The 12,913-nt window shown below is 73.6% G+C and carries 11 protein-coding genes; 10 read left to right on the forward strand and 1 reads right to left on the reverse strand.

Features of this window, described 5'->3' with window-relative positions; translation table 11 throughout:
• The 3 genes from ABD191_RS21700 to ABD191_RS21710 are packed head-to-tail and all read left to right on the forward strand — an operon-like array spanning position 1 to position 3,445.
• Positions 1-1,428, forward strand: coding sequence for a UbiD family decarboxylase (locus tag ABD191_RS21700; RefSeq protein ID WP_344085061.1), 1,428 nt, complete (start codon positions 1-3; stop codon positions 1,426-1,428).
• Positions 1,425-2,909 carry an aldehyde dehydrogenase family protein gene (locus tag ABD191_RS21705; protein ID WP_344085064.1) on the forward strand — a complete coding sequence of 495 codons (1,485 nt, stop codon included), beginning with the start codon at positions 1,425-1,427 and terminating at the stop codon, positions 2,907-2,909. Before ABD191_RS21700 ends, ABD191_RS21705 begins: the two co-directional genes overlap by 4 nt.
• Positions 2,906-3,445 (forward strand): hypothetical protein, encoded by a 540-nt coding sequence (locus ABD191_RS21710; RefSeq protein ID WP_344085067.1) that lies wholly within the window; start codon positions 2,906-2,908, stop codon positions 3,443-3,445. Before ABD191_RS21705 ends, ABD191_RS21710 begins: the two co-directional genes overlap by 4 nt.
• Before the next feature lie 119 nt (positions 3,446-3,564).
• Here the strand turns inward: ABD191_RS21710 and ABD191_RS21715 are convergent, their stop codons facing one another.
• A complete protein-coding gene (locus ABD191_RS21715) occupies positions 3,565-4,308 on the reverse strand; it encodes a maleate cis-trans isomerase family protein (RefSeq protein WP_344085070.1) in 744 nt (247 codons plus the stop codon).
• Positions 4,309-4,434: 126 nt separating this feature from the next.
• On the opposite strand from ABD191_RS21715, the gene ABD191_RS21720 reads away from it, so the two are divergent.
• From ABD191_RS21720 to ABD191_RS21750, 7 genes are all read left to right on the forward strand, one after another.
• Positions 4,435-5,616, forward strand: a complete 1,182-nt coding sequence (locus tag ABD191_RS21720; protein WP_344085073.1) for a CaiB/BaiF CoA transferase family protein — start codon at positions 4,435-4,437, stop codon at positions 5,614-5,616.
• 25 nt (positions 5,617-5,641) lie between these two features.
• The gene (locus tag ABD191_RS21725; RefSeq protein ID WP_344085076.1) at positions 5,642-6,799 is read left to right on the forward strand and encodes an acyl-CoA dehydrogenase family protein; all 1,158 of its coding nucleotides are present in this window, start codon (positions 5,642-5,644) and stop codon (positions 6,797-6,799) included.
• 5 nt (positions 6,800-6,804) lie between these two features.
• On the forward strand, positions 6,805-8,562 hold the full coding sequence (locus ABD191_RS21730; RefSeq protein ID WP_344085079.1) for a thiamine pyrophosphate-binding protein: 1,758 nt from the start codon (positions 6,805-6,807) through the stop codon (positions 8,560-8,562).
• Positions 8,563-8,633: 71 nt separating this feature from the next.
• The gene (locus ABD191_RS21735; protein ID WP_344085082.1) at positions 8,634-9,176 is read left to right on the forward strand and encodes a MarR family winged helix-turn-helix transcriptional regulator; all 543 of its coding nucleotides are present in this window, start codon (positions 8,634-8,636) and stop codon (positions 9,174-9,176) included.
• An 88-nt stretch (positions 9,177-9,264) separates the two neighbouring features.
• Positions 9,265-11,466 carry an MmgE/PrpD family protein gene (locus ABD191_RS21740; RefSeq protein ID WP_344085085.1) on the forward strand — a complete coding sequence of 734 codons (2,202 nt, stop codon included), beginning with the start codon at positions 9,265-9,267 and terminating at the stop codon, positions 11,464-11,466.
• Complete coding sequence (locus tag ABD191_RS21745) at positions 11,463-12,113, forward strand: cysteine hydrolase family protein (protein ID WP_344085088.1); 651 nt, start codon at positions 11,463-11,465, stop codon at positions 12,111-12,113. Before ABD191_RS21740 ends, ABD191_RS21745 begins: the two co-directional genes overlap by 4 nt.
• On the forward strand, positions 12,113-12,898 hold the full coding sequence (locus ABD191_RS21750; RefSeq protein ID WP_344085091.1) for an SDR family NAD(P)-dependent oxidoreductase: 786 nt from the start codon (positions 12,113-12,115) through the stop codon (positions 12,896-12,898). Before ABD191_RS21745 ends, ABD191_RS21750 begins: the two co-directional genes overlap by 1 nt.
• Positions 12,899-12,913: the final 15 nt, after the last annotated feature.

Here is a 12,913-nt window from a genome sequence, read left to right on the forward strand (position 1 = left end):
GTGACGGCCCAGGACCTGCGCAGCGCGTTCGCGAAGCTCGAACGCCACGGGCTGGCCATCACCCTGACCGACCCGGTCAGCTGGGAGTACGAGGCGGCCGCCGTGCTGTGGGAACTGTCCCACGGCCCGGCGGTCCGCTTCGCCACCGTCGGTGGGTACGAGGCGTCGCTGGTGGGCAACCTGCTCAACACCCGGGACAAGCTCGCCTGCGTGCTGGACGCCGAGCCGGACCGGCTGACGGACACCATCATCGACGCGATCGAACGTCGGGTCCCGCCGGTCGAGGTGACGGACGCGCCCTGCCAGGAGGTCGTGGTCACCGAGGGCATCGACCTGACCGCCCTGCTGCCCATACCGGCCATCAGCGAACGCGACGCCGGCCGGTACCTCTCCGCCGGGGTCGTCTTCTGCGGCCCGCCGGACGGGCAGCGGCAGAACCTGGCCATCTGCCGGCTCCAGGTGCAGGGACCGGACCGCCTCGGCGTCAACTTCGCCCCCACCCACTCGTGGCAGTTCCTCAACGAGTGGTGGAGCCTGGGCCGGCCGATGCCGGTGGCGGTCGCCATCGGCTGCCACCCGGCGGTCATGGCCGCCTCCCAGCTGCTCGTCCCGTTCGACGAGTCGCACGCGGCCGGCGCGATGCTGGGCGGGCCGCTGCGGATGGTCCGCGGGCGCACCGTCGACGTGCTCGTCCCGGCCGACGCGGAAGTGGTCATCGAGGCCGAGCTGTATCCCGGCGAACACGCGCCGGAAGGGCCGTTCGGTGAGTTTCCCGGCCTGTACGCTCCCCGGCGCGACAACCCGGTGCTGCGGGTCACCGCGATCACCCACCGGCGTGCGCCGTGGCTGTCGATGATCGTGGGCGGCCGGCACCCGGAGCACCTCATCACCGGCGCGGTGGCCAGGGAGGCGACCCTGCTGGCCTCGGTCCGCGCGGTGGTGCCCAGCGCCCGGCGCGTGGTGCTCACCGAGGGCGGCAGCTGCCGCTTCCACGCCGTCATCGCCATCCAGCAGCGCAACCCGGGCGAGGCGCGGCTGGCCATGCTCGCCGCGTTCGCCGCCCAGGACCTGATCAAACACGTCGTGGTCGTCGACGACGACATCGACCCGGCCGACAGCGACCAGGTCGAGTGGGCGGTGGCCACCCGGATGCGGGCCCATGAGGACCTGATCGTGGTACCCGGCATGAAGTCCAACCCGGTGGACCCGGCGTCCGTCGGGCGTACCGTCACGAAGCTCGGTATCGACGCGACCCTGCCGGTCGGCGGTGACCCGGAACGCACGCTGGTCGCCGACGTGCCCGCCCCCTGGCGGGAGCGGGTCCGCGCGCGCTGGCCGCAGCTGTTCGGCCCGGCTGCCGCCGGCGACGGGCCACAGCCGGTCAACCCGGCCGGTGACAGCGACCGACCGACGGAGGCAGCCCAGTGAGTACCGGCAGCATCGCGGCCTTGGCCGACCGGGTCCGTGACCGGCTCGCCGCCGAACCGCCCGGCATCACCGTCGCCGGTGAGCCGGTGACCGGCCTGGCCGGGGCCGAGACGGTCGACCCGTCCACCGCAGCCCCGCTGACGCACGTCCCGCAGGCCACCGAAGCCGTCGTGGACCGGGCCGTCCGGGCCGGCCTGGCGGCCCAACCCGGCTGGCACGCCCTCGGCGTGCCGGGCCGGCGCCGGTATTTGGACGCGTTCGGCCAGGTGGTCCGGGAGCACCGGCACGAGCTGGCGATGCTCGACGCGATGGACGGCGGCAACCCGTACCCGGCGATGGTCGCCGACATCGAACGCTGCCTGCACCAGTTCGTCACCTGGCCGGCGGTGGCCGGCATGACCGGCGGCGACACCATCCCGATCGACCCGCGCGACCTGCACTTCACCGAGTACCAGCCGTACGGGGTGGTGGCCCGCGTCGTCGCCTACAACCACCCGGCGTACTTCGCCATCAAGGCGATGCTGCCGCCGCTGGTGATGGGCAACGCCGTCGTGCTGAAGCCGGCCGACCAGACGCCGCTGTCCGCGCTGCGGCTGGCCGAACTGGCCCGCGACGTGCTTCCGCCCGGGGTGCTGACGGTGCTGTCCGGCGGCGCGCAGACCGGCCAGGCGCTGGTCACCCACCCCGAGGTACGCCGGATCGGGTTCACCGGCAGCCTCGCCACCGGCCTGGCCATCCAGCGCGCCGCGGCCGGCTCGGCGGTGCGGCACGTGTCGCTGGAACTCGGCGGCAAGAACGCGATGATCGTCTTTCCGGACGCCCCGGTGGACGTGGTGGCCGACGCGGTCGTGGCCGGCATGAACCTGGACAGCTGCGCCGGGCAGTCGTGCGGCTCCACCTCGCGGGTCTTCGTGCACGCGCGCATCCACGACGAGGTGGTCGAGGCCGTGGCGGCCCGGCTGGCGAGGATCGAGCCCGGCGTGGCGTACGCGGAGGGCACCGCCATGGGTCCGCTCGTCTCCGCCGCGCACCGCGACCGGGTGGCCGGATACGTGACCGCCGGGCGGGACGAGGGCGCGCGCCTGGTGTGCGGGCCGAGCGTCCGCGACCGGCGCGCCGGGTACTACCAGTACCCCGTGCTCTTCGACCGGGTGGAGCAGAGCATGCGCATCGCCCGCGAGGAGATCTTCGGCCCGGTCATCTCCGTGCTGGGCTGGTCCGATCTGGACGACGCGCTCGCGCGGGCCAACGCGGTGCAGTACGGCCTCACCGGCGCGGTGTGGACCAACGACCTGAGCCAGGCGATGCGCGCCGTACGCGGCCTGGACACCGGGTACGTGTGGGTCAACGACGTGAGCCGGCACTACTGGGGCATGCCGTTCGGCGGGGTACGCGACAGCGGCCTCGGCCGGGAGGAGTGCCTGGACGAGTTGCGTTCGTACGCGCAGGTGAAAGCGGTCAACGTAAGGACACGATGGTGATCGATTCCCAGTCCATGATGTTCGGTGAGCCGCCCGGCGCCCGGGTCACGCTGTTGCGGGCGCCGCTGGAGGGCATCCGGCCCGCGGCCGGGCCGGGGGAGTGGTACGCGCCGGAGAACGACGGCACGACCGGGCTGGCGCTGTTGCCCGGCACCGTACCGGGTGGGCTGGCGTGCGAGCTGGTCTACGACTCCGGGGCGGTGGCGCGGGCCACCGCCCATCTGCTGGTGGTCAGCTTCGCCGTACCGGTGGAGGCGCTGCCGGTCTTCGACGACTGGTACGACAGCGAGCACTCCCCACTGCTGCTCAACGCCCCGTCCTGGCTGCGCATCCGGCGGCTGTACGCCCCGCAGGCGCCCGACGGCGAGCTGAACTGCTACGTCCTGCACGAGCTGGCCGATCTCGAGGTGCTCACCGGGCCGGACCGGGACGCCGCCACGCGGGGCCCGAAGCGGGCCGTCGTCGCGGAGCAGGCCTGGTATGCCACGTCGCGGCGCTGGCGCTTCACTCCGTACGGCGCCGGGCCGCGCGCCTGATCACATCGGTGCGTGCCCGATCGTGCGGGCCGGGCCTGTTCGTGCCGGGTCCCCGGCCTGGGCCCCGGTCCGGGCTGGCGGGCCCGGACCGGAGGCGCCGGGGCAGGCGCCAGGGTGGCTCAGAAGTCGCGCAGCAGTGGGCCCGCGTCGCCGCGCTGGTCGGTGATGCCGGACTGGCGCAGGGCGTGCCAGACGGTCGCGGTGTTCATGGAGATGGTCGGGGTGTCCAGCCAGCGTTCGGCCTGGGCGGCCAGGGCGACGGCGTTGAGGTTGGAGCCGACCTGCACCAGGGCGTCGGCGCCGCAGCGGTCCAGCTCACGCAGCGCGGCGACGATCCGGTCGGGGGTGACCTCGGCGATGTCGGTGGCCGAGGTGCAGCGCAGCCCGGCGACCTGGCGTACCTCGAACCCGCTGGCCTCGAAGTAGTCGCGGGTGAGCGCGTCGGACTCCGGCTGGTAGGGCGTGAGCACGCCGATCCTGGTCGCGCCGATGCGGTGCAACGCGGCGATCACGGCCTCCGGTCCGGTGGTGACCGGCAGCCCGGCCTGCTGGGCGATGTCGTCGACGAAGTCCTGGCCGCCCTGCACGCCCCGGCGCATCACCTCGGCGGACATGGCGATGATGATCCGGTCGGGCTTGGCGGTGAGCACGTCGCGCAGCGCGGTGGAGAATCCCTGGTCCATCTCGTCCAGCAGCGTCTTGGCGTCCGCGTCGGTGGCCATGGACGGGCTGGCGATGTAGGCGCGGCCGGCGTGGAACGTTACGCCGTACGGGCAGAGGGCTGCGAAGTCGTGCTCCACCATGATGTTCGTGGAGGGGATGATGACCCCCCACTTGGTGCGGATGGTGCCTGCAGTCAGCATGGCGGCCAGCATAGCTTACTTGAGTGCCTATTTCTAGTGTGATATTAGCCGTCTGTACGTGGGGCGACCTGGCAGATTACGGTGCTCAGGTTGCTAACTTCACTGAGGTAGCCGTGAGGATGTGCCGTGCCGCGACCGCTTGACGGTGTCACCGTGATCAGCCTCGAACAGGCGGTGGCGGCTCCGTTCGCCACCCGCCAGCTCGCCGACCTCGGCGCGCGGGTTATCAAGATCGAGCGACCCGGCGGCGGTGACTTCGCCCGCCGCTACGACGAGTCCGTGCACGGCCAGTCCAGCTACTTCGTCTGGCTCAACCGGTCCAAGGAGTCGCTGACGCTGGACGTGAAGCGGCCCGCCGGCTCGGCCGTCCTGCACGACCTGCTGTCCCGCGCGGACGTGTTCGTGCAGAACCTCGCCCCCGGCGCCGCGGGCCGGCTCGGGCTCGACGCCGACAGGCTGCGCGAGCGGTACCCGGACCTGATCGTCTGCGACATCTCCGGCTTCGGCGCCGACGGTCCGTGGGCCCACCGCAAGGCGTACGACCTGCTCGTCCAGTTCGAGACCGGGCTCGTGTCGCTGACCGGTACCGCCGAGCAGGTGGCGAAGGTGGGCATCTCGATCGCCGACATCGCCGCCGGCATGTACGCCTACAGCGGCATCCTCACCGCCCTCTACACCCGGGCCACCACCGGTACCGCCCCGGCCGTGCAGGTGTCGCTGTTCGACGCGCTCGCCGAGTGGATGGGGCAGCCCGCCTACTACACCCGGTACGGCGGCCGGCAGCCCGAGCGGGTCGGCGCGGCACACGCCACGATCGCGCCGTACGGCCCGTACCCGGCCGGCGACGGCACGACCGTACTGCTGGCCATCCAGCACGACCGGGAGTGGCGCACCTTCTGCGAGGTCGTGCTGGGAGTGCCCGCACTGGCCGACGACCCGCGTTTCGCCAGCAACGCGAGCCGGGTCGCGCACCGGGGCGACCTCGACCGGATCATCGCCGAGCGGCTGGCCGCGCTGGCCGGCCCGGCCGTGCGGGGGCTGCTCGACCGGGCCGGCATCGCCAACTCCCGGCTCAACACCGTCGAGGACTTCCTGGCCCACCCCGTGCTGGCCGAGCGCGACCGGTGGCGCACCGTGGCCACGCCGGGCGGCGACGTGAGTGCGCTGCTGCCACCCGCCGTGGTCAGCGGAACCGAGGCGTACCTCGGTCCGGTGCCGGACATCGGCGAGCACACGGACGCGGTACTCGCCGAGATCGGCCGCGATCCCGACCAGATAGCGGCGTTGCGTGCCGACGGAGTCGTGTGAACACCACAGACCGGAAGGAAGCATCGTGACCACCTTGAGCGCGGAAGAACAGGCGATCGTCGACGTCGTACGCGACTTCGTCGACCGCGAGGTCCGGCCGGTCGTCCGCGAGCTGGAGCACGCCAACGAGTACCCCGAGGCCCTCATCGAGACGATGAAGGAGCTGGGCATCTTCGGCCTCGCCATCCCGGAGGAGTACGGCGGCACCCGCGTCTCCATGCCGTGCTACGCCATGGTCACCGAGGAGCTGGCACGCGGCTGGATGAGCCTGGCCGGGGCGATGGGCGGGCACACCGTGGTGGCCAAGCTGCTGCTCGCCTTCGGCACGGACGAGCAGCGCAACCGGTACCTGCCCGACATGGCGACCGGCGCGCTGCGCGCCACGATGGCGCTGACCGAGCCGGGCGGTGGCTCGGACCTGCGGGCCATGACCACCACGGCCCGGCCGGACGGCGACCACTACGTGATCACCGGCGCGAAGACCTGGATCAGCAACGCGCGGCGCTCCGGGCTCATCGCGCTGCTGTGCAAGACCGACCCGGCCGCCACGCCCGCCCACCGCGGGGTGAGCGTCCTGCTGGTCGAGCACGGGCCGGGACTCACGGTCTCCCGCGATCTGCCCAAGCTCGGGTACAAGGGCGTCGAGAGCTGCGAGCTGTCGTTCGACGGGTACGTGGCGCCGGCCGACGCCGTCCTCGGCGGCCGGCCCGGGTACGGCTTCGCGCAGATGATGACCGGGCTGGAGACCGGGCGCATCCAGGTGGCCGCCCGGGCGCTCGGCGTCGGGCGGGCCGCGTTCGAGGACGCGCTGCGCTACGCGCAGGAGCGCTCGTCGTTCGGCGTACCCATCTGGAAACACCAGTCGATCGGCAACTACCTGGCCGACATGGCCACCAAGCTGACCGCCGCCCGCCAACTCGTGCTCCACGCGGCCGAACGCGCCGAGTCCGGCCAGCGCTGCGACCTCGAGGCGGGCATGGCCAAGCTGTTCGCCTCGGAGGCCGCGATGCAGATCGCGCTGGACGCGGTACGGGTGCACGGCGGATACGGCTACTCCACCGAGTTCGACGTGGAACGGTACTTCCGCGACGCCCCGCTGATGATCGTCGGTGAGGGCACGAACGAGATCCAGCGCAACGTCATCGTAAGGCAGCTCATCAGCCGCAACGGATTGGAAGCGTGACCGGCATGGCGGATCAGACCCGGTACGGCAGTGACCTGATGGTCGAGACCCTCGCCCGGCTCGGCATCGGGCACGTGGCGATCAACCCGGGGGCCACCCTGCGGGGCTTCCACGACTCGCTGGTCCGGGCCGGCCGGCCCGAGCTGGTGCTGACGCTGCACGAGAACGTGGCGGTGGGGATGGCGCACGGGTACGCCAAGACCACCGGCCGGCCGATGGGCGTGGCCCTGCACAACCTCGTGGGCCTGCAGACCGGCTCGATGGCCCTGTTCAACGCCTTCCTCGACCAGGTCCCGATGCTGGTGGTCGGTGGCGCGGGACCGGCGGACGCCACCCGGCGCCGGCCGTGGATCGACTGGATCCACGCGGCCCGCGACCAGGCCGCGCTGGTGCGCGACTTCACCAAGTGGGACGACGCGCCGACCAGCCTCGCCGCCGTCCCGCACAGCCTCGCCCGGGCGTACAACGCCACGGTCTCGTTCCCGCAGGCGCCGGTCTACGTGGCCCTGGACGCCGGCCTGCAGGAGGGCCGGTGGCCCGACCCGCTCGCGGCCAACCCGCTGTGGGCGCCGGAGACCGCCCTGGCCCGGCACACCACCCCGACCGTCGCCGACGCCGATCTCGCGCCACTGGCCGAGGCGCTGGTAGGGGCCGAACGGCCGCTGCTGCTGGCGGACAACGCGGGCCGCAGCGAGGCGGCGTACCACGCGCTGATCGCGCTCGCCGAGCGGCTCGGTGCGGGCGTGGTCGACCTGGGCGCCCGGCACAACTTCCCGAACACCCACTGGGCCGACGCCACCGGCCGCCACCACGCGGCGCTGGCCGAGGCCGACGTGGTGCTCGCGGTCGACGTACGTGACCCGTACTTCGCCCTCGGCCGTACCGACGTGGCCGAGCGGGACTTCGCCTGGCTGCCCCGGCCCGGCGCGCGGGTCTTCGTACTCTCCGGCGCGGCGCTGGTCGAGCGGGCCCCGGTGGACCGCTCGGCAGCCGCCTGGGACCGGATCGAGGCGGTGCTCACCGGTGACGCCACGCTCGCCCTGCCGCGCCTGGCGCAGATGGTGACCGAGCTGGCCGGCGCGGACCCGGCCGCGGTCGAGCGGGCCGCGGCGCGCACCGCGCGGCTGACCGCGCAGGCGACCACACCGGCGATGTGGCGGGCGAAGGTCCGCCGCGACGCGGGGGAGTTCGGGCCGGCCCGGCTCGCCGCCGAGACCTTCGAGGCGGTCAGCGACGGCCCATGGCAGCTCGCCTTCGGCGCCCTCTACGGCAACACCCGCCGCGCCTGGGACATGGCCGGGTGGAACTGTTACCTGGGCATCTCCGGTGGTGGCGGGCTCGGTTACGGCGTACCGGCGGCGATGGGCTGCGCGCTGGCCCACCGCGACGACGACACGCTGGTCGTCGACATCCAGTCCGACGGGGACTTCCTCTACACCGCCTCGTCGCTGTGGACGGCCGCGAACCTGCGGCTGCCGATGCTCGTGGTGATGGCCAACAACCGCACGTACAACCAGGACCGGATGCACCAGACGGAGATCCGGCACCAGCGTGGCCGGGACACGGACGTGGCGGTGGGCATCGACATCACCGACCCGGACGTGGACTTCGCCGGCCTGGCCCGGGCCCAGGGTGTCGAGGCGTTCGGCCCGGTACGGGACGCGGCCGACCTGCCGGCCACCCTGCGCCGGGCGGCGTCGATCGTGCGCGACGAGCGGCGCCCGGTGCTGGTGGACGCCCAGATGACCCGCGACCGGAGCTGAGCGCCGCAGGAAAACTAACCGGGGTATGTTACTCAACAGCGGCGTTTCGTTGGCTGTCGAGAGGAACCGCGTTGAACGAGACCGAGGTCGCGCTGGCTGCCTGGGCACAGACCGGGCGGGACGGGATCACCGACCAGAAGGCGTACGTGCAGGCCGTCGCCACCGCCCGGTACGTCATCCGCAAGGTGGTCCGGATCGTCGACGATGTGGCCCGCGAGCGCGGCTTCGATCCGCTGGCCCACCAGGCGCTGATCCAGATCTTCGGCGCGGGGGACCAGCCGCTCGCGGTCAACCAGCTCGCCGAGCGGCTGGACATCGTGCCGGCGTTCGCCTCCCGCCTGGTGCGGGACCTGGAGGACCGCGGGCTGGTGCGGCGCCAGCGCACCGACGAGGACCGGCGGATGATCCGGGTGGTGGCCACGCCGGAGGCCGGTCCGGTGCTCGCCGAGATCAATGACCTGGTGCAGGCGCACGCCCAGCTCTTCCACCGCCAGCTCACCGACGACCAGCGGCAGGCCGCACTCGTGGTCTTCGCCTTCTTCGTCGGCGTCAGGAGCGATTCGACCATCGGGGAGACGCTGCGGGCCGGTCTGGGCGCCGCCGCCAAGGGGTGAGCTGCGCCGATCCTTCCACCCGACCATAGACATGCTGTGCCTGAATAGCTAACCTAACTCAGGTATCAGGCTATGGTAGGGGTGTTCATTGATCGCATCGCAGTTCGCCACCGTCGCTCTCCGACTCCACACCGAGGGAGTCGGCGCCGAGGCACGTGCCGCCGCGTCCGCCGCGCTCGCGGCCTGCCGCCCCACGGAACGGACGGCAGGCGGCGCGGCCACCGCAGCGGTCACGACGGCGGACGCCACAGTGGACGCCGCGATCCGTGCCGCCGCCTTCGGCGACACCGCGGCGGGTGACGACACTGCTGGCGACGCCGTCGCGGCGGCCGACCCGCTCACCCGGGCGCTGCGGCACGCGGCGCGCAGCCCCTCCGCCGCGCCCTGGCCGTGGCGGCTCGTCGCGGCGGCCCTGGCCGGGCAACCCGCCCAGGGTGACCGGGCCGTGGACGCGGCGCTCATCGGCGCGGAGATCGCCCACCGCCTCGCGGTAGCGCTGCGCGGCCCGGTGGCCGCGGCCTGGGACGCCCCCGGCCGGGTCGGTGCGATCGGCGCGGCGGTCACCGCCGGCCTCGCCGGCGGCGCCGACACCGGCCAACTCGCGTCGGCCGTCGCCATCTCCGCGAGCCTCACCTGTGGACACCGGGTACACGCCGGCACCCCGCTGGGCGGTCTGCACGCCGGGTTCGCGGCGGCGGCCGGCGTACTCGCCGCGACCCTGGGCCGCCAGGGCGTGACCGGATCCCCGACCGCCCTCGAAGGTCCCAGAGGGCTGCTCAACGCGTACGGCGAGCGCGATGCCGCCGCCGGCCTGCTGGACGGGTTCGGCACGGTCTGGTACGTCCTCGATGCCCCGCCGACCCCGCCGGTGCCCGACAGCGGACAAGCTCCCGCCAACCCGACCGGCCCGGACGGCGCCGCGGACCTGGCCGACCAGTTCGCCCGGTTCGCCAGCGCCCTCAGCCTGGCGGACCTGCCCGAGGCGGCACGCCACGCGGGCCGGCGCACCCTGGCCAACGTGGTGGGGCTCGCCGTCGACGCGGCGCGACACCCCGCGGTCGAACTCGTCGCCGCCACCCTGCGCGAGTTGGGCCTGCACGGCAACGCCCGCGCGCTCGGGCGCCCCGAGCGGGTGTCGCCGTACGCGGCGGCGCTGCTCATGGGGTACGCGATGCACGTGGAGGACTTCGACGACACGCACCTGCGTACTGTCCTGCACCCCGGGGCGCCGGTGGTGGCCGCCGCTCTCGCCGCCGCGCAGGTGGCGCGGGCGTCCGGGGCGGAGGTGCTCGCCGGCGTGGTCGCGGGGGTCGAGGTGGGCAGCCGGCTCGGCATCGCGCTGGGCCCCGGCCACTTCGACCGCGGCTGGCACGTCACCGGTACGGTGGGGCACGTCGCGGCCGCCGCGGCGGCCGCCCGGGTGCTGCGGCTCACCGCCGCGCAGACCGCGCAGGCGCTGGCGATCGCCGGTGACCTCGCCAGCGGCGTGACCGAACAGCTGGGCTCGATGACCAAGGCGCTGCACGTCGGCCGGTCCGCCGCCGACGGGTTGCAGGCGGCGCTGCTGGCCCGGGCTGGGCTCACCGGCGCGCCCGACCCGTTCGGCGCCGCGGGCGGCCTGCGGTGGGCCCTCAGCCCCGGGTACGACCCCGATGCGGCGGTGGCCGGGCTGGGCAGCGCGTGGGAGATCGAGGACAACGCGTTCAAGCCGTACAGCTGCGGGATCGTCAGCCACCCCGTGATCGACGCCGCCATCGCCGTCCGGGCCGCCGGGCTCACCGCCGCCGACATCGACCGGGTGGTGGCGACCGTACGCCCTGTGGTTTTGGAGGTGATGGGCGTCGCGGCGCCGCGCGACGGCCTGCAGAGCAAGTTCTCCGTGTACCACTGCTTCGCGGTGGGGCTGCTGGACGGCGGCGCCGGGCCGGCCCAGTACAGCGACGCCCGCGCCACCGACCCGGCCGTGGTGGAGCTGCGCCGCCGGGTCGAGGCGCGCACCGACCCGCAGATGCCCAAGGACGCCTGCCGGGTGGAGGTCCTGGACCGGGCCGGCGGCCGGCACGAGTTCGTGATCGAGCACGCCACCGGCAGCGTGGCGGCGCCGATGACCGATGCCCAGCTGGCCGACAAATTCCGGCTGTTGGCCGCACCGGTGCTCGGCGGCCGCGCGGAGCAGCTGTGGCGGGCCGCGATGACGCTGGACGCGGCGGAGCGGGTGGACGACCTGTTCACGCTGGCGGGGCCGGCGGAGCGGGTGGACGGCCTGTTCACGCTGGCGGGCCCGGCGTGAGCGCCCCGGAGGTCCTCAGCACCCTGGCCGCGAAGGTCCACCCCGGACACACCGCGCTGGTGCTGGTCGACATGTGCAACGACTTCCTGAGCCCGCAGGGCAAGACCGCGGTACGGGGTGGCCGGTCGCTGGAGCACGCCCGCCGGGTGATCCCGGTGATGCGCCGGCTGCTCGACGCCGCCCGCGCGGCCGGCGTACTGGTCGTGCACGCCCAGCACACCACCCTGCCCGAGCACCTCAGCGACTCCGGCCCGTGGCTGGACGCCCGCTCCCGCGCCACGTTCTCGGTGACCGACCTGTGCGTGCAGGGCAGCTGGGGACAGCAGATCATCGACGAGCTGGCGCCGACCGGTACCGATGTGGTGGTGCAGAAATACCGGTACAGCGCGTTCGCCGGCACCAACCTGGACCTCGTGCTGCGCTCGGCGGGCATCCGCACGGTGGTGTGCGCCGGGGTCTCCACCAACGTGTGTGTCGAGGCGACCGCCCGCGAGGCGTTCAGCGCCGACTACTACGTGGTCCTCCCCGAGGACGCGTGCGGCTCCTGGTCGCCGCAGCTGCACGACGCGGCGCTGGAGACGGCCCGTCACCGGTACGCCGTGGTGTGCGGCACCGACGATCTCACCGCGATCTGGGAGGAACACTGATGGACCTGCTGCTGAACGGCCGCCTTGTCGCGGTCACGGGCGCCGGAGCCGGTATCGGCCGGGCGGTGGCGACCGAACTGGCCGCGGCCGGCGCGCGGCTGCTGCTCGCCTCCAACGGCGCCGACGAGCTGGCGGAGGTCGCCGGGCAACTGCGCGCCCACGGGTCGCCGCAGGTGGAGACCGTGGTCGGGGACATGACCGCCCCCGCCGGGCTCGCCGCCCTGCGCGAGGCGGCCGAGCGGCAGGGCGGCCTGGCCGGCCTCGTGGCGTGCGTGGGCTCGACCCCCATCGGCACCTTCGACGAGATCGACGACGACGTCTGGCAGGTCGCCTTCACCACCAAGTTCCTGGCCTCGGTCCGGGCGATGCGGGTGGCCGCCGACCTGATGCGCGCCGGCGGCGCTGGCGGCCGGATCGTCGTCATCGCCGGCAACGCCGCGCGGGACGCCCCCACCGGAATGGTGACCTCGACCGCCATCAACGCCGCGTTGAGCGGGCTCGTCGCCAGCGCCGGCCGGCTGCTCGCCCCCGAGGGGATCGGGGTGGTCGGGCTGCATCCCGGCCCGACCCGCACCGCCCGGTACGACGCGCTCGTGGCGTACCAGGCGGCGGCCGCCGGGGTCGACGGGACGGCCGCGGCAGCGAAGCTCGCGGCCAGTATCCCGGTGGGGCACCCCGCCGACCCGGGCGACATCGGCGCCGCCGCCGTCTACCTCGTCTCGCCCCGGGCCGCGCACATCGTGGCCACCTGCCTGACCGTCGACGGCGGGCAGACCTGGGGCTGATCCGGCCCGCGTTGG

The organism is Luedemannella helvata, from assembly GCF_039528415.1.
Lineage (GTDB): Bacteria > Actinomycetota > Actinomycetes > Mycobacteriales > Micromonosporaceae > Luedemannella > Luedemannella helvata.